This window comes from Pseudomonas sp. CCI4.2, from assembly GCF_034350045.1.
Taxonomy (GTDB): Bacteria; Pseudomonadota; Gammaproteobacteria; order Pseudomonadales; family Pseudomonadaceae; genus Aquipseudomonas.
In genome coordinates this window covers 1,563,221-1,585,547 of record NZ_CP133781.1, presented here as the reverse complement: position 1 = coordinate 1,585,547, position 22,327 = coordinate 1,563,221, and the positions used below count along the sequence as shown (strand labels likewise).

Annotated in this window: 19 protein-coding genes; 12 read left to right on the top strand and 7 right to left on the bottom strand. The window is 57.4% G+C overall.

Annotated features, from left to right (window positions below):
- Positions 1-76: 76 nt before the first annotated feature.
- Positions 77-565, top strand: coding sequence for a transcriptional regulator DadR (dadR, locus tag RHM65_RS07010; protein ID WP_322184564.1), 489 nt, complete (start codon positions 77-79; stop codon positions 563-565).
- Positions 566-602: 37 nt separating this feature from the next.
- Here the strand turns inward: dadR and RHM65_RS07005 are convergent, their stop codons facing one another.
- A complete protein-coding gene (locus RHM65_RS07005) occupies positions 603-956 on the bottom strand; it encodes a YkgJ family cysteine cluster protein (RefSeq protein ID WP_322166651.1) in 354 nt (117 codons plus the stop codon).
- A gap of 148 nt (positions 957-1,104) precedes the next feature.
- Between RHM65_RS07005 and RHM65_RS07000 the strand changes: the two genes are divergently transcribed.
- Positions 1,105-2,418 (top strand): FAD-binding oxidoreductase, encoded by a 1,314-nt coding sequence (locus tag RHM65_RS07000; protein ID WP_322184563.1) that lies wholly within the window; start codon positions 1,105-1,107, stop codon positions 2,416-2,418.
- Positions 2,419-2,425: 7 nt separating this feature from the next.
- Here the strand turns inward: RHM65_RS07000 and RHM65_RS06995 are convergent, their stop codons facing one another.
- Positions 2,426-2,659, bottom strand: coding sequence for a DUF1127 domain-containing protein (locus RHM65_RS06995; RefSeq protein WP_322185273.1), 234 nt, complete (start codon positions 2,657-2,659; stop codon positions 2,426-2,428).
- Positions 2,660-2,836: 177 nt separating this feature from the next.
- Between RHM65_RS06995 and RHM65_RS06990 the strand changes: the two genes are divergently transcribed.
- Positions 2,837-4,258, top strand: a complete 1,422-nt coding sequence (locus tag RHM65_RS06990) for a PLP-dependent aminotransferase family protein (RefSeq protein WP_322166653.1) — start codon at positions 2,837-2,839, stop codon at positions 4,256-4,258.
- Positions 4,259-4,268: 10 nt separating this feature from the next.
- Here RHM65_RS06990 and RHM65_RS06985 read toward each other — a convergent pair whose 3' ends face one another.
- From RHM65_RS06985 to rpmB, 4 genes are all read right to left on the bottom strand, one after another.
- Positions 4,269-5,414 carry an MFS transporter gene (locus RHM65_RS06985; RefSeq protein WP_322184562.1) on the bottom strand — a complete coding sequence of 382 codons (1,146 nt, stop codon included), beginning with the start codon at positions 5,412-5,414 and terminating at the stop codon, positions 4,269-4,271.
- A gap of 109 nt (positions 5,415-5,523) precedes the next feature.
- Positions 5,524-7,017, bottom strand: coding sequence for an aldehyde dehydrogenase (locus RHM65_RS06980; protein ID WP_322166655.1), 1,494 nt, complete (start codon positions 7,015-7,017; stop codon positions 5,524-5,526).
- 210 nt (positions 7,018-7,227) lie between these two features.
- Complete coding sequence (gene rpmG, locus RHM65_RS06975; protein WP_219063048.1) at positions 7,228-7,383, bottom strand: 50S ribosomal protein L33; 156 nt, start codon at positions 7,381-7,383, stop codon at positions 7,228-7,230.
- Between the two features lie 11 nt (positions 7,384-7,394).
- A complete protein-coding gene (rpmB, locus tag RHM65_RS06970; RefSeq protein WP_219063049.1) occupies positions 7,395-7,631 on the bottom strand; it encodes a 50S ribosomal protein L28 in 237 nt (78 codons plus the stop codon).
- A gap of 361 nt (positions 7,632-7,992) precedes the next feature.
- On the opposite strand from rpmB, the gene RHM65_RS06965 reads away from it, so the two are divergent.
- A complete protein-coding gene (locus tag RHM65_RS06965; RefSeq protein WP_322184561.1) occupies positions 7,993-9,582 on the top strand; it encodes an ABC transporter substrate-binding protein in 1,590 nt (529 codons plus the stop codon).
- A gap of 60 nt (positions 9,583-9,642) precedes the next feature.
- Here the strand turns inward: RHM65_RS06965 and radC are convergent, their stop codons facing one another.
- Positions 9,643-10,317, bottom strand: coding sequence for a RadC family protein (gene radC, locus RHM65_RS06960; protein ID WP_322184560.1), 675 nt, complete (start codon positions 10,315-10,317; stop codon positions 9,643-9,645).
- Positions 10,318-10,451: 134 nt separating this feature from the next.
- Here radC and coaBC point away from each other — a divergent pair, with 134 nt between their 5' ends.
- From coaBC to RHM65_RS06920, 8 genes are all read left to right on the top strand, one after another.
- Positions 10,452-11,660 (top strand): bifunctional phosphopantothenoylcysteine decarboxylase/phosphopantothenate--cysteine ligase CoaBC, encoded by a 1,209-nt coding sequence (gene coaBC, locus RHM65_RS06955; protein WP_322184559.1) that lies wholly within the window; start codon positions 10,452-10,454, stop codon positions 11,658-11,660.
- Between the two features lie 6 nt (positions 11,661-11,666).
- A complete protein-coding gene (dut, locus tag RHM65_RS06950; RefSeq protein ID WP_299833822.1) occupies positions 11,667-12,122 on the top strand; it encodes a dUTP diphosphatase in 456 nt (151 codons plus the stop codon).
- Between the two features lie 115 nt (positions 12,123-12,237).
- Positions 12,238-14,838: a phosphomannomutase/phosphoglucomutase gene (locus RHM65_RS06945; RefSeq protein ID WP_322166660.1), complete on the top strand. Its 2,601-nt coding sequence runs from the start codon at positions 12,238-12,240 to the stop codon at positions 14,836-14,838.
- A 28-nt stretch (positions 14,839-14,866) separates the two neighbouring features.
- On the top strand, positions 14,867-15,772 hold the full coding sequence (argB, locus tag RHM65_RS06940; protein WP_322166661.1) for an acetylglutamate kinase: 906 nt from the start codon (positions 14,867-14,869) through the stop codon (positions 15,770-15,772).
- A 196-nt stretch (positions 15,773-15,968) separates the two neighbouring features.
- Complete coding sequence (gene tssI, locus RHM65_RS06935) at positions 15,969-18,053, top strand: type VI secretion system tip protein TssI/VgrG (RefSeq protein ID WP_322184558.1); 2,085 nt, start codon at positions 15,969-15,971, stop codon at positions 18,051-18,053.
- Entirely contained in the window at positions 18,050-18,931 is an 882-nt protein-coding gene (locus RHM65_RS06930) for a DUF4123 domain-containing protein (RefSeq protein WP_322184557.1), read from the top strand. Before tssI ends, RHM65_RS06930 begins: the two co-directional genes overlap by 4 nt.
- Entirely contained in the window at positions 18,921-19,955 is a 1,035-nt protein-coding gene (locus RHM65_RS06925) for a toxin VasX (RefSeq protein ID WP_322184556.1), read from the top strand. The genes RHM65_RS06930 and RHM65_RS06925 overlap by 11 nt, the downstream gene beginning before the upstream one ends.
- Before the next feature lie 8 nt (positions 19,956-19,963).
- Positions 19,964-22,327: a hypothetical protein gene (locus RHM65_RS06920; RefSeq protein WP_322184555.1), complete on the top strand. Its 2,364-nt coding sequence runs from the start codon at positions 19,964-19,966 to the stop codon at positions 22,325-22,327.

Genomic DNA, 22,327 nt, shown 5'->3' with positions numbered 1-22,327 from the left:
GTGCATTTCACTATATAAACGCCTATATTCGGCGGTAATTCTCGGCAATAACGGCTTTACTAGCGAGGGGTAACCCATGCGGACCCAGCATCAGTCCAAACGTGAGTTGGACAAGATTGATCGCAACATCTTGCGCATCCTTCAAGCGGACGGCCGGATTTCATTTACCGAGCTGGGGGAGCGCGTCGGATTGTCGACCACGCCCTGCACTGAGCGGGTGCGCAGGCTTGAGCGCGAAGGGATCATCATGGGCTACAACGCCCGGCTCAACCCACAAAACCTCAAGGCCAGCCTGCTGGTTTTCGTTGAAATCAGCCTGGATTACAAGTCGGGCGACACCTTCGAGGAGTTTCGCCGCGCCGTCTTGAAACTGCCCCACGTACTGGAATGCCATTTGGTGTCCGGCGACTTCGATTACCTGGTCAAAGCGCGGATTTCAGAGATGGCGTCCTACCGAAAATTACTCGGCGACATCCTGCTCAAGCTCCCGCACGTGCGCGAATCCAAGAGCTACATCGTGATGGAAGAAGTGAAAGAGAGCCTGAATTTGCCGATACCTGAGTAGGCGGGGAAATACGGGATAACTGTAGGAGCGCGAGAGCTCACACCAACACTTGTCGAGTAGTCGCCATGTATTCGTGAATCTGCTTCTCAACCTTGGGGTGAATCATTTCCACTGGGCGACGGCCATTGGGGCAGGGCAGGGTCGGGGTGGTGCCGAACAGACGGCAGATCAGCGGACGCTCTTCATACACTGTGCAGCCATTAGGCCCCAGGTGTACGCAATCCAGCTCATCCATCGCGGCCTCTTGCTCGGCCGCCGTCTTGCGTGGCAAGCGGGACATTTCTTCAGTTGAAGTCGTGACAGGCCCACAGCAATCGTGGCAACCGGGCACGCACTCGAATGACGGGATCTGCTGCCGAAGAAAGCGGATTTTCTGGCTGTTGCAGCTCATCGAAGCGATTACCGAAAGAAGGATCAGCTGGGATTTTGCCTCACTTGTGCCGTATCGGACAGCGCCACCGAGCCGAACCTTGCCGGTGGTCCGCGTCGACGTCTATGCTGCGTAAAGTTTTCCAAACACCAAAAACAGGAAAAACAACATGAACGCCCGCGTTCAGCAGCCAACTATCACCGACCAACACACCGCTTCTTACTACGCCGCCAGCAGCCATCCGCAACGGGATCATCCGATGCTAAAGGGCGAGCTGAAGGCTGATGTGTGCGTGGTCGGCGGTGGTTTTACCGGGCTCAATACCGCGATTGAACTGGCAGAACGCGGTCTGAGCGTGGTGTTACTGGAGGCGCGCAAGATTGGTTGGGGTGCCAGTGGGCGCAATGGCGGGCAACTGATTCGCGGCGTGGGCCATGGACTGGAGCAATTTACGCCCACTCTCGGCAGCGAGGGTGTTCGCCAGTTGAAACTCATGGGCCTGGAAGCGGTAGAAATCGTGCGCCAGCGAGTGGAACGGCACCACATCGACTGCGACCTGACCTGGGGCTACTGCGATCTGGCCAACAAACCCCGAGATTTAGCTCACTTGATCGAGGACGCCGAGTCGTTACGCGGCCTCGGTTATCGCCACGAACTGCGGGTGCTGCAAGCCAACGAGATGCACAGCGTGGTGGGCTCGGATCGCTATGTTGGCGGACTAATCGACATGGGTTCGGGCCACTTACATCCGTTGAATTTGGCGCTGGGCGAAGCACAGGTTGCGCGGGAATTGGGCGTTCAGCTCTTTGAACACTCAGCAGTGACCCGAATCGACTATGGGCCACAGCTCTGCGTCCACACCGCACATGGATCGGTGCGCGCCGATACCCTGGTGCTGGGCTGCAACGCGTATCTGAATGATTTGAACCCGCAGCTAAGCGGCAAAGTCTTGGCGGCGGGCAGCTACATCATCGCAACTGAGCCATTAAGCGCAGCACAGGCCCACGAACTGTTGCCGCAAAACATGGCGCTCTGCGACCAGCGGGTGACGGTCGATTATTACCGGCTCTCGGCTGACCGACGCCTGCTGTTCGGAGGCGCCTGTCATTATTCGGGGCGCGACCCAAAAGACATTGCGGCCTACATGCGGCCCAAGATGTTGCAGGTTTTCCCGCAACTGGCCGACGTTAAAATCGACTACCAATGGGGCGGCATGATCGGCATCGGCGCCAACCGGCTGCCACAGATCGGTCGACTCGATAGCCATCCGAATGTGTATTACGCCCAGGCCTATTCCGGCCATGGCCTGAACGCCACCCATCTGGCCGGACGGCTTCTGGCAGAAGCCATCAGCGGCCAGCACAGCAGTGGATTTGAACTGTTCACCCAGGTGCCGCACATGACCTTTCCGGGAGGGAAAAGGTTGCGCTCTCCCCTATTGGCGCTGGGCATGCTCTGGCACCGCTTGAAAGAACGGCGCTAAACATTCCTCAGTCCCGCCAGAACGGCTTCAGTCCTTCGGCACGCGCCTGCTCCCACGAGATGCCGACGTCTCGAAGTTGGTCGGCGTCCAACTCCAGCAGCACTTTGCGTGTGACCCAACGATGGCGGAAAACGCCCCAGCGGCTGGACGCTGGCGCGCAGCGCATCTTGATAAAAGGCCCCTGCACTGCCTGCAACTCCTGACCGCGCAGCATTAGCCGTACATCGCTCATCCCGTTCATTTCCAACGCCTCCATCACCTTTTGCATGTGGCTTCATGATGGCGCGGCAGCAGGAACCATTACAGATCCAAAAATGCAGTATTTTTTCCATACACACAGTACGAATATTCCACTGAATGCTGTATTTTGGCCTCATCTGTATCGGTCGATTTGAAAAATAGCCGCTGGGAGTCCGCCATGACGCTCTATGTAAACCTTGCTGAACTGCTCGGCTCCCGCATTGAAAACGGCTTTTATCGTCCCGGCGACCGACTGCCCTCAGTCCGCGCTTTGAGCGTGGAACACGGGGTGAGCCTCAGCACTGTGCAACAGGCGTATCGCGTGTTGGAGGACAACGGCTTGGCCTCGCCGAAGCCTAAATCGGGTTATTTCGTTCCGGCGGGACGAACGGCGCCGGCCTTGCCCGCAGTGGGACGGCCCGCGCAGCGTCCGGTGGAAATCTCTCAGTGGGATCAAGTCCTGGAGTTGATTCGCGTCGTACCGAATAAAGACGTGATCCAGCTGGGCCGAGGGATGCCAGACATCACCAGCCCAACGCTAAAACCCTTGCTGCGCTCCTTGGCCACCATCAGCCGACGCCAAGACATGGCGAGTTTGTATTACGACACGATCTACGGCACCCAAAGCCTACGTGAGCAAGTGGCGCGACTGATGCTGGATTCTGGCTGCCAGCTCACGACCAACGAGTTAGTCATCACGACCGGCTGTAGCGAAGCGCTGTCCACCAGCCTGCGCGCCATTTGCCAGACTGGTGATATCGTCGCGGTGGATTCGCCTAGCTTTCACGGGGTGATGCAAATGCTCAAGGGCTTCGGCTTAAAGGCACTGGAAATTCCCACCGACCCAATCACAGGCATCAGCCTTGAGGCGTTGGAGTTGGCCTTGGAACAGTGGCCAATCAAAGCCATTCAGCTAACTCCCAACTGCAACAACCCGCTGGGCTACATCATGCCCGAGGCGAATAAAAAAGCGTTGCTGACCCTGGCCCAGCGCTATGACGTGGCAATCATTGAAGACGACGTGTATGGCGACCTGGCCTACACCTACCCCCGTCCGCGCACGATAAAGTCTTTCGACGAAGACGGCCGCGTCCTGCTGTGCAGTTCGTTTTCCAAGACCCTTGCGCCTGGCGTGCGGATTGGCTGGGTCGCACCCGGTCGTTATTTGGAACAAGTGCTGCACATGAAGTACATCAGCACCGGTTGCACCGCCACCCAACCTCAGTTGGCCATCGCCGAATTTCTCAAGGACGGGCATTACGAACCGCACTTACGGCGGATGCGGGGGCAATATCAGCGTGGCCGCGACCAGATGACTGACTGGGTCATGCGCTACTTCCCACAGGGCACACGGGTCAGTCGGCCCCAAGGTGGTTTTATGCTGTGGGTCGAGCTGCCGGAAGATTTCGACACCTTGCGCCTGAACCGCGCGTTGCTGGGGCAAGGCGTTCAAGTGGCGGGCGGCAGTATTTTCTCGGCGGCGGGCAAATACCGGAACTGTCTGCGAATGAACTACGCATCGAAGCCAACGGCCGAGATTGAAGCCGCCGTGCGAACGGTGGGTGCTGCCATCACGCATCTGCTAAGCGAGACCGCGTGAAGGCGGGTCGCTAAGCCATCACCGGCTGTAAGCCGAACGCGCCACGGCGCAGGGACACAATCACCAGACCGAATGCACCGGCAGCCATCAACAGCGGCAAAGCATGCCCGCTGACCCATTGGCTGCCCGCGCCCGCCGCCAAGGGCCCCAACAAGCAACCCACGCCCCACAACTGAGCCACGTGGGCATTGGCGCGGACCAACGCGTCATCGCGATAGCGTTCGCCAATCAATATCAGCGACAGGGTAAACAGCCCGCCAGCGCTGGCACCGAACAACACCCACACCGGCCATATCAATACCGTGTCGAGCAGCAACGGGATTGCCAGGCTCGATACCATCAACAGTAACGCACAACCGGAAAATAGCGTGCGCCGAGAGATGCGGTCGGCCAACGCACCGATCGGCAGTTGCAACAGGGCATCGCCGACCACCACGGTGCTGACCATGAACAATGAGATTTCCGCAGTAAAGCCCTGTTGCAAGCAATAGATCGGCAGCAGGGTCAGGATCATCGCTTCGAACGCGGCAAACAACGCAATCGCCCAGGCAATCGCTGGCAGCCCTCGGCAGAAACCGAACAGGTCATTAAAGGTAACGCTGCACGCCTCGGTGCTGGGTGCGCCGGTTCGTCCCAGCAGCAACAGCGGGGAGATGACCAATAACGCGGCACCGACCCAAAAGCCATAATCGGCCTCGGTGCCCATCACGCCCAGCAGCAATGGCCCAGCCAGCTGGCTCAGGGCGTAAGTGCTGCCATACAGCGCTACCAGCCGACCGCGCCAACGCTCGACCACCAGTTGGTTGATCCAGCTTTCGCCCAGAATAAAAACGATGGTCAGGATGACGCCGATCAATAGCCGCAACACGACCCAGACCGCGTAGCTCGGCAGTAACGCGAGCAACCCAATAGAGAGCGCCCCGCCCCACAAACACAAGCGCATCAGCAACGGCGTGCCGACATGCGCAGCGAGGCGGCTGGCGACACTGGCGCCCGCCAGCACACCGATGGCGGGCATCGCGGCCATAACGCCGATGGCGAACGAACCGTAGCCCCAGCTTTCCAGGCGCATGGACACCAGCGGCATGCTGACGCCCAGTGCTAACCCGACGCTGAGGACCGAAGCCAGCACAGCGAAATAAGTACCCCAACGCATTTTCATAGATCCGTAAGGTCTTTTCGCGAAGCAATTCGCTCCCACGGTTAAAGCGAGTTCAACCGTGGGAGCGAATTCATCCGCGAAGAAACCGACTCGGTTTGGAGGATTACAACTTGATCCAGGTCGCTTTCAATTCGGTGTACTTGTCGAACGCATGCAGGGATTTATCCCGGCCATTGCCCGACTGTTTGAAGCCACCAAACGGCGCCGTCATGTCGCCGCCATCGTATTGATTGACCCACACACTGCCGGCTCGCAGTGCCTTGGCGGTCAGGTGAGCTTTCGACAGGTTGGAGGTCCAGACCCCGGCAGCCAGGCCATACGGCGTGTCGTTGGCAATCTGGATGGCCTCTTCAACGGTGTCGAAGGCAATCACCGACAGCACCGGACCGAAAATTTCTTCCTGAGCGATTTTCATCGCGTTGCTCACGCCGTCAAAAATGGTCGGCTCGACGTAAGTGCCGCCAGTTTCCTGCAAAATACGCTTGCCGCCCGCGACCAGCTTGGCGCCATCGGCATGCCCGGACTCGATGTACGACAGCACGGTATTCATCTGCTGCGTATCGACTAACGCCCCGACGGTGGTTTCCGGGTCCAGCGGATTACCCGGTTTCCAGGCTTTCAGTGCTTCGATCACCAACGGCAGAAACTGGTCCTTGATCGAACGCTCCACCAGTAGGCGCGAACCGGCGGTGCAGACTTCGCCCTGATTGAACGCGATGGCGCCAGCCGCTGACTCGGCTGCGGCTCTCAAGTCCGGCGCGTCGGCAAAGACGATATTGGGGCTTTTACCGCCCGCTTCCAGCCATACGCGCTTCATATTCGACTCGCCCGAATAGATCAGCAGTTGCTTGGCGGTGCGTGTGGAACCGGTGAACACCAACGTGTCGACGTCCATGTGCAGCGCCAACGCTTTGCCCACCGTGTGGCCATAACCGGGCACTACGTTGAGCACGCCCGCTGGGATACCGGCTTCAACCGCCAGTTGAGCGACGCGAATGGCGGTCAGTGGGGATTTTTCCGAGGGCTTGAGAATCACCGAGTTACCACTGGACAGCGCCGGGCCGAGTTTCCAACAGGCCATCAACAACGGGAAGTTCCACGGCACGATGGCCGCGACGACACCAATCGGCTCGCGCGTCACCAGACCCAATTGATCGTGGGGCGTCGCGGCGACTTCGTCATAAATCTTATCGATCGCTTCACCGCTCCAGCTCAGCGCCTGAGCGGCGGCGGGGATATCGATGGTCAACGCGTCATTGATCGGCTTGCCCATGTCGAGGGTTTCAAGCAACGCCAGCTCCTCAACGTGCTCATTCAACAGGGCGGCAAAGCGGATCATTGCCACTTTGCGCTTGACTGGCGCCAGTCGCGACCACACACCGGAATTGAACGTTGCACGGGCGCTGTCAACGGCACGCTGGGCATCTGCGGCGTCACAGCTGGCGACGTGTGCCAGGAGGCGGCCATCGACCGGGCTGATGCATTCGAAAGTAGCGCTGGAAACGGCGGCGGTGTATTCGCCATTGATGTAGGCGCGGCCTTCGATCTTCAAATCGCGAGCGCGTTGTTCCCAGTCAGCACGAGTCAGGGTGGTCATTCGAGTGTCCTCCTGTTGTATTTTGAATACGGATGGCGTCAGCCAAGGCAGTTGCCACCCTAAACCAAGTCAGCGGAGTATTTCCAATATATTTGACACTTGGGGGTAAACGGCAGCCTGTTGTTCATTTTATTCAACATAACCTCGAAATTCAGGCACAAAAAAGCCCGCCTTCTCAGGCGGGCTTCTTCGTAAAGAAGTAAAAACCAATTACTTGATTTTGGCTTCTTTGTAGATCACGTGCTTGCGAGCTACCGGATCGAATTTTTTGATTTCGATTTTATCCGGAGTAGTGCGCTTGTTCTTATCGGTGGTGTAGAAGTGGCCTGTGTTAGCGCTCGACACCAAACGGATCAATTCACGCATGACTTTCTCCCTTAGACCTTAGCGCCATTGGCGCGGATTTCGAGAAGAATGACATCAATGCCACGCTTGTCGATGATACGCATGCCTTTGGCAGATACGCGCAGACGCACGAAACGATTCTCGGACTCGACCCAGAAGCGGTGATGCTGCAGGTTCGGCAGGAAACGACGACGGGTTTTGTTGTTTGCGTGGGAAATGTTATTCCCAGTTACCGGACCCTTACCGGTAACTTGACATACTCTCGACATGCCTCAGCCCTCTAAAACCACATGCCCAACCCGGCATGGGTTGGCCGCTTAATCTCTCAGTTGGCGCCAGGCGCCGCGTTTCTTTAGGGGTCTTACCGGCTACACCTACAAACGAAGGAACCGGGCCCCTAGAAAAGAGCGCTGCTTTATATCAGAAACCCTGCGATGCAACAACAACACATGCGAAATACCTTTTCCGTCCTGCCTGTTTGCTGGCTGAAAACGTAGTCGGTACAGGCCATTGCAGGAAATCTACCGCTCGTCGACCTAGACGGATTGTCCTGCGTCGACGCATAGTCTAGGGTAAGTCCCTCACCAGACTGCGCCTGCAGATGGGGCCTTTTCTGACAGGAATATAGCCATGCGCCTTGCTGCCTTACCCCTTCTACTTGCCCCTTTGCTGTGCCCTTTATGGGCTCAAGCTGAGACGCTGCTTAGCGTTTGCACTGAAGCCAGCCCTGAAGGCTTTGACGTGGTGCAATACAACTCGCTGACCACCACCAACGCGTCAGCCGATGTGCTGATGAACCGCCTGGTAGAGTTCGACGCACAAAACGGCAAGGTGGTACCCAGCTTGGCCGAACAGTGGAACATCTCCGCTGACGGCCTGACGTACACATTCAAATTACGCTCCGGCGTTAAATTTCACCACACCGATTATTTCAATCCGACCCGCGAGCTGACGGCCGACGACGTACTGTTCAGCTTTCAACGCATGCTTGATCCAACTAACCCATGGCACAAAATCGCTCAAAGCGGCTTTCCTCACGCCCAATCGATGCAACTGCCAGCGTTGATCAAGCGCATCGACGCGCCTGACGCACATACGGTGCGCTTTACCCTCGACCACTCGGACTCAACGTTTCTGGCAACACTGAGCATGGGCTTTGCTTCGATCTACTCCGCCGAGTACACCGCACAACTGCTCAAGGCGGGCACGCCGGAAAAACTCAACAGCGAGCCCATCGGTACCGGTCCTTTCGTCTTCAAGCGCTTCCAGCGAGACGCTGTGGTGCGATATGCCGCTAACCCGGACTACTTTGGCGGCAAGCCCGGCGTTGACGCACTGGTCTTCGCGATTACCCCGGATGCCAACGTTCGCCTGCAGAAAATTCGCCAGAACGAATGCCAGATCGCTCTATCGCCCAAGCCACTTGATATTCAAGCCGCCCGGACCGACCCCAAGTTGAACGTGGAGGAGAACGCGGCGTTCATGACCGCTTTCGTGGCCATCAACACCCAACACCCGCCGCTGGATAAACCGGAAGTCCGTCAGGCAATCAATTTGGCGTTCGACAAAGAGACATACCTTAAAGCCGTGTTCCAAGGCACCGCCAAAGCCGCCAACGGTATTTACCCCCCTAACACCTGGAGTTACGCCAAAGACTTGCCCGGTTACGCCTACGACCCTGCCAAGGCTCGCGAGCTGCTGGCTAAAGTTGGACTCAAGGACGGTTTCAAAACCACGATCTGGACGCGGCCTTCGGGCAGCTTGTTGAACCCGAACCCGAGTCTCGGCGCACAATTGTTACAAGATGACTTGGCCAAAGTCGGAATCACTGCCGAGATTAAAGTGATTGAGTGGGGCGAACTGATTCGTCGCGCCAAGGCCGGCGAGCATGACCTGCTGTTTATGGGGTGGGCAGGCGATAACGGCGATCCGGACAACTTCCTGAGCCCGCAATTTTCATGCGCAGCTGTGACATCCGGGACCAATTTTGCCCGCTATTGCGATAAGACTCTGGACACGCTGATCAGCGACGGCAAAGCGGGCAGCGACCAGGCAAAACGCAGCGCGCTGTATGAGCAAGCGCAGGCGCAAATCCAGCAACAAGCACTTTGGCTGCCGTTGGCACACCCAACCGCGGCGGCGCTAACGCGAAAAAACGTACAGGGCTATCAGGTCAGTCCGTTCGGACGCCAAGATTTTTCCCACGTCACGTTGAAGTAATTTACTAGACCGTTGTGATGCCCAGGCCGCGCCGCGCCAGGCCAGCGCGGCCTACGCCGATCACATCAAGCCGGCTTCCGCCATGGACAGAGGGTCACCGTCGCCGATGATGAAATGATCCAGCACTTGAACGTCGATCAAGCTCAGCGCGTCTTTCAAAAGAACCGTCAGGTTTTGATCTGCTGGGCTCGGATCAGTGATACCTGACGGATGGTTGTGACACAAAATGACCGCCGCCGCGTTGTTCGCCAAAGAGCGTTTGACCACCTGTCGCGGATGCACCTCAGCACAGCGAATAGAGCCGTGAAACAGCACCTCAAAGGCCAGAACCCGGTGCTTGGCGTCGAGAAACAGACACCCGAACACTTCGTGCGGCTCGTGCCTGAGCATGGCCTTGAGGTATTCGCGCACCTCACCAGGATTGTGCAGGCTTGGGTCGCGCTTCAAGCGCTCAGCCATGTGCCTGCGAGACATTTCTATCACCGCTTGTAACTGCGCGAACTTGGCGGGCCCCAATCCCAGCTCCTGGCTGAAGGTTTTAAGGTCCGCTTCCAGTAACGCTCTCAAGCTCCCGAATTGCTTCAACAAGTGTCGGGCAAGGTCCACAGCGCTTTTTCCGGTCACGCCGGTGCGTAAAAATATCGCCAACAGTTCGGCATCAGAAAGACTCGCCGAACCCTGTTCAAGCAGCTTCTCCCGTGGGCGTTCAGCCACAGGCCAATCTCGAATACTCATAGCACCTCCATGTGTGTGGGCCCCGCTGTTCCGGTGCGGTCGCTGTGCTATCTTAGCCCATCTTTTTTTGCGCGGTGACCTGGCCTGGGGAGGCGTCATTGCCGTTGCGATCACTCGACTAAAAAGGCAGGCCTATGCAACGGCTGTATCGGAAACGCATTGTTCTAGGCGTCGGCGGCGGCATTGCTGCCTACAAGAGCGCAGAGCTAGTCCGTCGGTTACTCGATCAGGGCGCGGAAGTGCGTGTTGTCATGACCCGCGGCGGCAGTGAGTTCATCACCCCTCTGACTATGCAGGCTTTGTCCGGTAATCCCGTGCACATGGACTTGCTCGACCCGGCCGCTGAGGCCGCAATGGGTCATATCGAACTGGCGAAATGGGCTGACTTAGTGCTGATCGCCCCCGCAACGGCGGACTTGATTGCGCGCCTGGCCCAAGGCCTGGCCAACGACTTGTTGACCACCGTCGTGCTAGCCACCGACGCCCCGGTGGCGTTGGCACCGGCGATGAATCAGGCGATGTGGCGCGACCCGGCCACCCAGGCCAACACCCGGTTGCTGGAAGAGCGTGGCATGCGCATGTTCGGACCTGCCTCGGGCAGCCAAGCCTGCGGTGACGTCGGTTTTGGCCGGATGCTCGAAGCCAACGACCTCGCACTGTGTGCCGCAGAATGTTTTCGGCGCGAATCGTTGACCGGCAAACACGTGTTGATCACGGCCGGCCCAACCCAGGAAAACATCGACCCGGTGCGTTACATCACCAACCACAGCTCAGGGAAGATGGGTTTCGCCTTGGCCGAAGCGGCCGTGGAAGCCGGCGCCCGCGTGACGCTGATTACCGGCCCGGTGAACCTGCAGACGCCGGACCGTGTCACCCGAATTGACGTTGTCAGCGCTCGTGACATGCTCGCGGCCTGCGAAGCGGCAATCCCCTGCGACCTGTTCATCGCCTCTGCCGCCGTGGCGGATTACCGGCCGGAAGTCGTTGCCCCACACAAACTCAAGAAAGACCCCACCAATGGTGACGGGCTGCTGTTGCAGATGGTCCGCAACCCAGACATTCTCGCCACCATTGCTGGCCGCCCGGACCGACCTTTCAGTGTCGGCTTTGCTGCCGAAACCGAACACTTGCTCGACTATGCCGCTCGCAAGCTCAAGGACAAAAACCTTGATCTGATCGTCGCCAACGATGTTGCCAACCCCAGCATCGGTTTCAACAGCGAAGAAAATGCTTGCAGCGTCATTGACCGAGCGCTGCACGAAACTGTTTTTGCCCAGACCAGCAAGGGCAAAATTGCCCGCCAGCTGATCACCTTCATTGCCGACCGTCTGAACCAGGTTTAATCACGTATGCACGCCTTACAAGCCAAAATCCTTGACCCTCGCATTGGCAGCGAATTCCCTCTTCCGGCCTACGCCACCACGGGTTCCGCTGGTCTCGATCTACGCGCCATGCTGAAGGAAGATACCGTCATCGAACCGGGCCAGACGTTACTGATCCCCACCGGCCTGTCGATCTACATTGGCGATCCTGGCTTGGCAGCGCTAATTTTGCCGCGCTCGGGCCTGGGTCATAAACACGGCATTGTGCTGGGCAATCTGGTCGGTTTGATCGACTCCGATTACCAAGGTGAACTCATGGTTTCCTGCTGGAATCGCGGCCAAACCGCTTTCAAGATGTCCGTCGGCGAGCGTCTTGCGCAGTTAGTGTTGGTGCCGGTCGTCCAGGCACACTTCGAGCTGGTGGAAGAATTTGACGAGAGCCAGCGCGGCGCTGGCGGCTTCGGACATTCCGGCAGCCACTGAACAGCCTGCCAAATAACCATATAAACCTGACCCGACCGTTTGAAGTTCGCACTGCGCGATAAGCGGATCAGGAACCACGCATTGCCGTTCAGGATGAATATCGGGGAGAGGTTATTTGAAGGGTTTTAACGGTAAGGCCACAGCAAGCGGTACCTCTAAACCCGTCAACGATCAACCGTTAGGTGCTCGCCAACGGGTTTTTTCACCGGGACTGATCTCGGTGGTCATTGGCTTGGTCGCTGCCAGCGCACTGCTGTGGTGGGCGCTTGCCAACCATTCGCAGCAGCAACCGCAGTTGGGTGAAGCCTGGGGCTCCAGTCAGGCCGCAGCCGTTGGTATGGCGCTCAAGCAGTTGAACGCAGAAACCCAGGCCGCAGCGCTTGATGGCGCATTGATTCAGGCACTGCAAAGCAACGATGCCGGGGCCATCAGCAACGCCCAAACCCAGCTAGGCTTTCGTAGCGGTGTGATCGGGGCCCGACTGAATCATATCGGCTTGACCGAGGTAAATGCCCAAGGCCCGGTGCCGGTGAGCTTCGCTACGCTGGACATGCTTAACAAAGCCGCCCAAGGCCAGATTCCATCACCCGAGGCGCGCAAAATAGGTGATCGGTGGTTGGTTTACAGTGCCGCCCCCCTGCGCGCCAACCCTACCGCACCTGTCATCGGAACGTTGCTGCTGGCATTCGATCTGCAACGGGTACTGGATGCTTTGCCACTGCTCCCAGCGGGTGTTGGCGAAGTGAAAGTAACGCAGCAGTTCGGTTCCAGCCCGGCACAAGTGTTGCTGTTGCGCGGTCAAGCGTCTGGCTTGGCACAAACATTCGACACCGGCCAGGCTAACTGGAAACTCGAGTTTTCCCCGGGCCCGGCACTCAACTCAGGAACGCCGTGGTTAGTCATGGGCTTGGCAGTATTGCTTGCGTTTGTCGGCGCAGTGTTTGGGCTATTCCTCAATGAACGTGTGTTGCAACGGCGTATTAGTGCAGATGCGCGACAGCTGGATCAGTTGCTTCAAGAACTCTCGGGCGGAAAAGCCGTCAAAGCCTTCGGCTTGAGTCTTCCAGCGCTGAACGGCCTGGCACAAAGCCTGGCTCGATTTTCAATGCGCAGCGCACCTCCCGTGGTGGTGAGTGCCGCCCAAGGGATGTCAAGTGGCAAGGCCAGCTTCGACACAACCAGTGCCGCAGCGGCGATACATCCCGACGCCCAGCATGCCGAGTGGGTTGATCCGCTGTTTCAAGATACCGATATTCTCGATATCGACATCCTCGACGAAAACCAGGATTTCCTGAGAATGGAGCACCCCCAGATCATGAGCAGCCCAGATACCGTAGCACCTGCATTCCCTGACAGCATTTTCCGCGCGTACGACATTCGCGGTGTCATCGGTGAAACCCTTAGTGCACAAACGGCTTACTGGATCGGTCGCGCAATCGGCTCAGAAAGTCTGGCCAAGAATGAACCACACGTGTCCGTAGGCCGCGATGGCCGCTTGTCCGGACCTGAGTTGGTCCAGCAACTGATTCAGGGGTTGTTTGACAGTGGATGCCACGTCAGCGACGTCGGACTCGTTCCGACTCCAGCCCTTTACTACGCCGCTAACGTATTGGCCGGTAAATCGGGCGTCATGCTGACTGGTAGCCATAACCCATCGAACTACAACGGCTTCAAGATCGTCATCGCTGGCGACACTCTGGCCAACGAACAGATACAGGCGCTGCACACCCGCCTGAAAACCAATGACCTGACCACGGGCAAAGGTAACGTCGAGAAGGTTGAAATTCTTGAGTCTTACTTCAAGGAAATCACCAAGGACGTGGTCCTCGCCCGGCGCATGAAAGTCGTGGTCGATTGCGGTAACGGCGCGGCAGGCGTCATCGCACCGCAGTTGATCGAAGCTCTGAATTGCGAAGTCATCCCACTGTTTTGTGACGTCGATGGCAACTTCCCGAACCATCACCCCGATCCAGGCAAACCGGAAAACCTTGTCGACTTGATCGCCAAGGTCAAGGAAACCGGGGCCGATCTGGGTCTGGCGTTCGATGGTGACGGTGATCGCGTTGGGGTGGTAACCAATACCGGCGCCATCGTGTTCCCTGACCGTTTGCTGATGCTGTTTGCCAAGGATGTGGTCTCCCGCAACCCAGGCGCCGACATCATTTTCGACGTCAAATGCACGCGCCGCCTCACGCCGCTGATTCTTGAATACGGCGGCCGCCCGGTGATGTGGAAAACGGGTCACTCGCTGATCAAAAAGAAAATGCGCGAAAGCGGCGCATTGTTGGCCGGCGAAATGAGCGGCCACATCTTTTTCAAAGAACGTTGGTTCGGTTTTGACGATGGCATTTACAGCGCTGCACGCCTGCTGGAAATTCTCAGCCAGGAAAAAGGCACCGCTGACGAAGTGTTCGCCACCTTTCCGAACGACATTTCTACCCCTGAAATCAATATCGACGTGACTGACCTGACCAAGTTCAGCATCATCGAAACCTTGCAACGCGACGCGCAGTGGGGGCAAGAAGCCAAGCTGACCAGCATCGACGGCGTTCGTGTTGATTACCCGAAAGGCTGGGGTCTGGTTCGTGCTTCGAACACCACACCGGTATTGGTTTTGCGCTTCGAAGCCGATACTGAAGCTGAGCTGCAACGCATCAAAGATGTGTTTCATGCCCAACTGAAAAACGTCGCACCTGATCTCGAACTACCGTTTTGACCGACCTTAAGTCTCACTGGAGCCCTGAATGACCCTCGAACGTGATGCCGCTGCCAACGTTGCCAAGGTTTTGTCCGAAGCGTTGCCTTACATTCGCCGATTCGTCGGCAAAACGCTGGTGATCAAATACGGCGGCAACGCCATGGAAAGCGACGAGCTGAAAACCGGCTTTGCGCGCGATATCGTGCTGATGAAAGCAGTCGGTATCAACCCGGTAGTGGTTCACGGCGGCGGCCCGCAAATCGGCGACCTGCTCAAGCGGCTGTCGATCGAAAGCCACTTCATCGACGGTATGCGTGTGACCGATGCGCAAACCATGGACGTGGTGGAGATGGTGCTGGGCGGCCAAGTCAACAAAGACATCGTTAACCTGATCAACCGCCATGGCGGCAGCGCCATCGGCCTGACCGGCAAAGACGCTGAGCTGATTCGTGCGCGGAAACTGACGGTCACCCGGCAGACCCCCGACATGACCAAGCCAGAAATCATCGACATCGGCCAGGTCGGCGAAGTGGTCGGGGTCAATACCGACTTGCTGAACATGCTGGTCAAAGGTGATTTCATCCCGGTCATCGCACCGATTGGCGTCGGCCCTCAGGGCGAGTCCTACAACATCAATGCTGATTTGGTAGCAGGAAAAGTAGCCGAAGCCCTCAAGGCCGAAAAGCTGATTTTGCTGACCAACATCGCGGGCTTGATGAACAAACAAGGCGATGTGCTGACCGGCCTGACCACCGAACAAGTGGACGGCCTGATCGCCGACGGCACCATCTACGGCGGCATGCTGCCCAAGATTCGCTGCGCGTTGGAAGCGGTTCAGGGCGGGGTCAACAGCTCCCACATCATCGACGGCCGCGTGCCGAATGCCGTGCTGCTGGAGATCTTTACCGACAGCGGCGTAGGCACTCAGATTACCAATCGCAAGCGTCATTGATGGGTTAGTCGGTTGGAAATCAAAAGCCCCGTCCGGGTTATGCCGGACGGGGCTTTTTTATTGCAAGGACAAAGCCGTAGGACGAACCCTACCAGCGCACGGGATGCGTCCTACGCAACGTGTTAGCTCCGCCCGATAGTCGTTAAAGGCCCAGTCCTGCAGAGTTACCGCATCTTTTGATGTGGAGAATCTGCCAATGCCTCAGGCCGCCGTCCCAACCTTCACGCTGAACGTGAAAGGTGTTGAACCCCGCCATTTTCAAGTCCTCGCATTTGATGGCACCGAAGCCGTCAGCACGCCGTACGCCATCACCGTCGAACTGGTCAGTCGGTCGTCTGGTATTGAGCTTTCGGACCTGCTGCACAAGGCGGCTTTTCTCGGTTTCGGCCCGGACGGCGAAGGCATTCACGGGCAGATTCACTCCATCCACAAAAGCGATTCCAATGCCCGGCTGACCCACTACGTCGCGGTGCTCAAACCCTCTCTCGCGTACTTGGAACACAGCAGCCACCGCCGCTCGTTCCAGCAGATGAGCGTGCCGGCGATCATTCTTGAAGTGCTCAAAGAACACGGCCTGTTTGACGGCCTGGACGTGCAATTCGACAGTGGCGTGACCCGCGCTCCGGTCCGTGACTATTGCGTTCAGTACGACGAAAGCGACCTGCACTTCGTCAATCGGCTGTGTGAAGAAGACGGTTGGTTTTACCGTTTTGAGCATTCGGCTGACGGCCATCGGTTGATTTTCGCCGATGACGAAATAATGTTTCCCCACGCGGCGCGGTTGGCGCTGCCGTTCAAACCGTTGAACGGCATGGTGCCCGAGGACTGTTCGATTCAGTCCTTCGGCGTGCGCCTGGCGGCACGCACCAGCCACGTGGTGCATCGCGATTACGATTTCCAGAAAGCTGGTTATTTATTGGAAAGCGTTAGAAGTCCGCAGGCGACCCCAGCCCAAGCCCAAAGGGGTGAGGCCCTGCATGTCGAACCGAAGTTTGAGCATTACGTCTATCCCGGTCGTTTTCTGGAAGACGATCACGGCAGACGATTATCCAACCGAGACCTGGAACGGCACCGCACGGATTTTCAACTGGCCGACGGCAGCAGCGATCACCCGGTGTTGCGCAGCGGGACGGTGATCCAGCTGGAAGAACACCCGCAGCTGAAATGGAATAACCCGTGGGTGCTGGTTTCAATCAAGCACGAAGGGCGGCAGCCGCAGGTATTGGAAGAATTGGGCGCTGACGCCCCGGTCGCCGCCGGGAAAATCGCTCAGGGTTATCGGAATTCCTTCACCGCCATCCCCGAAACGATCCAGTTTCGCCCCGCCTTGCGCCACCCCAAACCACTGATCCACAGCACCCAAACCGCCAAGGTCACTGGCCCGGAAGGCGAAGAAATCCACTGCGATAAATTCGGCCGGGTAAAGGTCAAGTTTCACTGGGACCGCCGCGAGCTGAATGACGAAACCACCAGTTGCTGGGTGCGGGTGGCGTCGAGTTGGGCGGGCAACAGTCATGGCGCGGTGACCTTGCCTCGGGTGGGCATGGAAGTGTTGATTTCCTACTTGGAAGGCGACGCGGACCGGCCGATTGTCATGGGCTGTTTGCCGAACAGTCTGAATCCGGTGCCGTATGAGTTACCGGCGAACAAGACCAAAAGCGTGTTCCGCAGTCGCAGCTCCAAGGCAAGCCAGGGCTTCAACGAAGTCTCTTTTGAAGATCGCGATGGCGCTGAACGGGTCTACCTGCGCGCCCAGCGCGACATGGAGCAACTGATCCAGAACGACAGCCGCCTTGAGGTGCGCGGTCAGCGCTTGGAAACCATCAAAGGCAACAGTGTTTCAGTGCTGGAGGCTGAGCACCATCAAGCCGTTACCGGCGACCGCAAAGTGCAGTTATCGGCGGGGGATCATTTGCAGGTGGCGGGGTCCAGCCATACCCAAGTTACCGAAGGGGTGTCTGTAGAAGCTGGCCAAGAAGTGCATCTCAAGGCAGGCGTCAACCTGATCATCGATGCCGGTATGACGCTGACGCTGACAGCAGGCGGCCAGCATCTTTTCCTCAGCCCTGCGGGCATCTTTTCCAGCGTACCCATTTTGCTGGGCGGTGCGCCGCTGCCGGGAACTCCTTCGATGCCACTGCCACCCGAGGGCGTAGAGGCTCTGGGCGCCGCCGTTATCCCGCCTGTCACGCCGATTTCAGCGCCGGCCATCGAGCAGCTCTTGGAGCAAGCACCTGCCCATTGCGAAGTCTGTGAAATGGAACAGGACAAAGCCCCATGAGCAGCCCTGAGCATGCCAACTACCTGCTGATCGATGGAGCGCTACGTCCCGGCGCGCTGGTTGAGTTACTCAAGGACGATCAATCCACGCGGGCCAATCCGCTGTACATGGGAACCCGCTGGAGTGAACTGCATGACCAGGGACCGATTCTGATCCAGCTCGACGCGGACAGCCCGCACGTTTCGCAATGGCTCAATGAACCTCGCAAGCAACAAGATTCAACGTTGCTGTACAGCACGAAGCCGCTGCACGTCGTGGCCAACCATCTGCGGCACTTCATCTGCCCGCCCGACGCATGGGGCGGCAACGGCTTACTGCGGTTTTCCGATCCCTTGGTCGCGATTTTTTGGCTGTCGAGCTTCTCGGACGCACAACTGGCTGAGCGGCTAGGGCCTATCGAACACTGGTGGGTAGGCCGTCCGACACACCGCTGGCAAGAACCGTCTCCAAGTTCCTGGCAGAGGTTTAGCCGAGTTGACGCCGAATCTTCCTGGACCCCGGAATTTGCCTTTCTCGACCATCCACAGCTGGCAGCGCTTGCACGGGCGCAACGCTGGCAGTTGGAGGAACGTTTTTACCAGTGGTTAAACAGCCGCCGCCCCGACTCTTTTGCAGCCATGAACAGTCAGCAAACATGGGACTGGATGCAATCAACGATCGATAGCGGGCTTGCCTGGGGTTTGTTTACCGAACGTGGACTGATCATTTGGGCCGAAATAAGCCTGGATGCGGGCTCCGACTTTGCCGATCAAAGGGACGGCCGCTATCAAACCTGGCTTGACCGCGACCCCGAACATCCGCGCCTGTCACCCGAGTTGCGCATCAAAGCGTTCGACATTTTTCGCCATATGCACAGGGACTTCATTCATGTTCGCTAAAACCGGCACCCTGCAAGAACGGCGCGACGCTCTGTTCACGGATACGCCAGCGGCGACCAAAGCGTCATGCCCCTTCAAAAACGCTGAAATCGCTATCGTGCCGATGCGCTACGCCTTGGATCGCTCGCATTACGACGTCGATCCCGCCGCGCTCACCCCGCTGAGCCCACGCGGTAAATGGGCCTTTCTACCCCCGTTGAAAACCCGCACCTACACCCTGCGCCAACTGCGCGAGGGTTATGTCTATGTCTTTGATGAAACCGCCAACACCCTGCACGAGTACTCGTATTCGGCGGTCACCGCCCTCCTCACCCGCATCCTTTGGGACGAGTCCGAGATCGGTTTGGATCAACGTTCTAATTCAAACAGAGGCGTTTGCCAGACACACTTGCTTTACCCGCGCAGCCATCAACTGTACATCGCCTTTTCACCACAGCAATGGACCTGGCGCACGTGTGAGCATCTGCGTTCCCACGCCAAGGATCGTTCACAGTGGATGCAGGCGCTGGACCTGAAAGAATACAGCGGCAGCCTGTCGGTGCCCCACGCCCTGCCGTTGATGCAATTGGCGAAGAAAGCTGTAGCGGACATCGATGCCTGGCCGATTGCCGACGACGGTCGTTTTGCCGATTCGGCCCATCCACCCAAGGCCATCGGCGGCCTCGGTGAAACCCGACACGCGGTACCACTGGCCGCCGACGTGCTCTGGACCGGCACCGTCGACGACAAATTCAGTTCAGTGCTTATCGCTCTCAACGACCCCTTGGCGGTGATGGAAGACCTCGGCATGCAACTGGCTGCCGACCAAGCCGCCCTTCAGGAATGGCAGGACGAGCACGAGCACAAGCTGGGGATTGCCGGGATTGTCGAGCAACTGTGCGGCGCCGGCAGCGATCGATCACTGCTTCCAAAGCCGGCGCTCAGGGATGAAAGCGCGACCCGGGAATACGTCGCCCTGGCTGAAAAATACTTCGAACAACTCAAAGTTGAGGAAGACTCCGGTGCACCCCCGGCACCGGTTTGATCCTTGGATTGAACGGCCTGCCGTCCACCGAAATCGGCAATCAGATCTACTCGAAATACCACAGCCGGCCCGACCCCAAGCTGCGCGAAAGTTGGGAGAACCGGCAAAAATGGCGTCTGCAAGCCGATCATGTCGCGGCACGCAGCTTTGCCGAAACCCAGCAGCCCCGGAGTGATGCCCTGCGCCAGCAGCTCTCAAAAACCCAGCAAGACCTCAGGACGTGGGCCGAGCACATCGGCACCGAACCGCTAAAACTGTTCGTTGACACCACCCACCCCGACAGCCTGCTTTACCTGCAAAGCCTTATCGCGGGCCTGCTGGAAATTCTCGGCCAGGACCTGACGACCTCGCACTGGATGATGGAAGAAGAACTGCACGCCAAATCGCTGTTCGGCGTCGCCCGCTTCGGATTTTCCGTCGGCCTGAAAGCCGCTTTCGATGCGCAAGTTAACGACCTGATCCAAGACCATAACGATATCAATGGGCTGTTCAGTCGTGCCAGCGAACTGAACGCGTTGCTGGGCCACGACGCCATCGCCAGCCACCCGTGGATGAAGGCCCTGAGCGAACCGATTCAAAACACCTTCAAGGCCATGGGCGATCTGGTCAAAGGCGCTGGCAAACACGTTCTGGAGAAAACGCTGCTCGCCTTATTGGCTGCGGACAGCCGTTTGGCCAGTGGGAAAAGTCCGCACTTGGGCGCCCTGCTGCGCAATCTGGCCATCGGCAATTTCCTGATGGGACATCCCAATGTACTCAAGTCCGTCCCTGACTTTGCCAAACGCCTCATGCAATGGAAACAGGAGATGAACCAGTTACGCGCTGGGTTAAACAGCGCCCAGTATCGCTTCACCTACCAACGCGACACCTACAACGCCCGCAGCCTGGGCCGCGCCGTGGCTGACGCGGACAACGCCCTCAAAGTCCATGCTCTAAAACTACCGCTGTTGTTTGAGTTCGAACATTCGCCGTACCTCAAATCCATCCAGGAAGGCATCGCTTCCTCCCTCGCCCGCGGCGGCCTCGCTGCCGATAATTGGCTCAACGGAGTCCGCGCCTGGAGCGAAAAACGCGGCCTCAACGCTGGAGCGTTTACCTACGCCGTGATCATTTCCAACTTGATTAATACCGCGCTGGTTTATCGCGATTTGTCGAAAGATGGGGAGTTGAGTGAGAAGGACTGGGTAAAGCTGACATCGGCCGCGGCGTACACCGGCAGTGCGTTGATGGGATTGTTTGTGGAGACGAAGTGGGGGGTGATGAAGGATTTGAGTACGGTTGTTGATGGAGGAACATTAGGGATCATGAAGAAATCCGCTAATTATTGGACGCACAGTCAGCCAGGTTGGGGGAGCCTCATACGTGGTTTCGGTGCTCGACTGGTGGGATTGGGTGCATTCACTTTGGTGGCGACGCTCACCGAGACCTGGGACATTTCAGATGACATAAAAAGCACATATTCGTTGACCGATAAAAATCTGCTGTGGGTTAAACGAGGAGCAGTTTTTGGAATGGCGATGATCGGGGTTCTGCAATTAGGTGCAGGACTACTTGCAGTTGCTGGCAACCCATTGCTTTTGCCGCTTGCCATGAATCCATTCACCGCATGGGCGGCGCTTGCAATGGGTTTAATTTATCTTGCGACCACGCTCACGCTCAACTACCTGAAACGCGATGCCGTAGGCCAATGGTTACGTATGGGCTCTTGGTCCCGTTTCCCAGAAGAACGCCTACCTCAAACATTATTGAGCGATACAGAGGAGTACCGATCTTTTCTCGAGATACAACTGAGCCCAACACTTCACGTTAAACCAACATACACGCTCATCGAGCGATACTCTTATAAACAAGGTCATCAAAAGATTCCACTTCAGAACGGCGCGTGGGTCCAGTTACATCTCCCCGCAGAACTTCAGGGATCAGTGGTTCAAGTCAATTTGATAGCGAGCCATCAACCGTATTACGTGGGCATGGTTGAGAAACTTGGAAAATCGTTGAAAGAAAAATTCATCGATAATGGCTACATGATTGACCCGTCACTACTAGGCAAAACGCCTAACGAAAACGGGCCCACAAAGGCAGAAAATGTTTACCACCCCCTTTTCGAGAACAACGCGGGCATTATCTGGCAAACATGGGTTCCATTAGAAGTAGATGCTCAGTTTGTTGAAGCTCAAGTCTGGTACCCTCTGGAAGTCCTGGCCGCAGCCGAGGGGGATAGAGGATATCGATTCCAGTTGGAGCTGGAAGAGAAAGGCGTTACTGATGAGAAAGATACACTTGTGAGCAGCTTAAATACTAACAGCATACAAGTTCAAACGCTGGGCGGTCGAGAAAAAGCAATCACTCTTGCTGTACCAGGAGCGGAATGA

Coding starts and splice junctions, on each gene's coding strand:
- dadR (WP_322184564.1), top strand. CDS start 77: ATGCGGACCCAGCATCAGTCCAAACGTGAGTTGGACAAGATTGATCGC.
- RHM65_RS07005 (WP_322166651.1), bottom strand. CDS start 956: ATGAGCTGCAACAGCCAGAAAATCCGCTTTCTTCGGCAGCAGATCCCG.
- RHM65_RS07000 (WP_322184563.1), top strand. CDS start 1,105: ATGAACGCCCGCGTTCAGCAGCCAACTATCACCGACCAACACACCGCT.
- RHM65_RS06995 (WP_322185273.1), bottom strand. CDS start 2,659: ATGAACGGGATGAGCGATGTACGGCTAATGCTGCGCGGTCAGGAGTTG.
- RHM65_RS06990 (WP_322166653.1), top strand. CDS start 2,837: ATGACGCTCTATGTAAACCTTGCTGAACTGCTCGGCTCCCGCATTGAA.
- RHM65_RS06985 (WP_322184562.1), bottom strand. CDS start 5,414: ATGCGTTGGGGTACTTATTTCGCTGTGCTGGCTTCGGTCCTCAGCGTC.
- RHM65_RS06980 (WP_322166655.1), bottom strand. CDS start 7,017: ATGACCACCCTGACTCGTGCTGACTGGGAACAACGCGCTCGCGATTTG.
- rpmG (WP_219063048.1), bottom strand. CDS start 7,383: ATGCGTGAATTGATCCGTTTGGTGTCGAGCGCTAACACAGGCCACTTC.
- rpmB (WP_219063049.1), bottom strand. CDS start 7,631: ATGTCGAGAGTATGTCAAGTTACCGGTAAGGGTCCGGTAACTGGGAAT.
- RHM65_RS06965 (WP_322184561.1), top strand. CDS start 7,993: ATGCGCCTTGCTGCCTTACCCCTTCTACTTGCCCCTTTGCTGTGCCCT.
- radC (WP_322184560.1), bottom strand. CDS start 10,317: ATGAGTATTCGAGATTGGCCTGTGGCTGAACGCCCACGGGAGAAGCTG.
- coaBC (WP_322184559.1), top strand. CDS start 10,452: ATGCAACGGCTGTATCGGAAACGCATTGTTCTAGGCGTCGGCGGCGGC.
- dut (WP_299833822.1), top strand. CDS start 11,667: ATGCACGCCTTACAAGCCAAAATCCTTGACCCTCGCATTGGCAGCGAA.
- argB (WP_322166661.1), top strand. CDS start 14,867: ATGACCCTCGAACGTGATGCCGCTGCCAACGTTGCCAAGGTTTTGTCC.
- tssI (WP_322184558.1), top strand. CDS start 15,969: ATGCCTCAGGCCGCCGTCCCAACCTTCACGCTGAACGTGAAAGGTGTT.
- RHM65_RS06930 (WP_322184557.1), top strand. CDS start 18,050: ATGAGCAGCCCTGAGCATGCCAACTACCTGCTGATCGATGGAGCGCTA.
- RHM65_RS06925 (WP_322184556.1), top strand. CDS start 18,921: ATGTTCGCTAAAACCGGCACCCTGCAAGAACGGCGCGACGCTCTGTTC.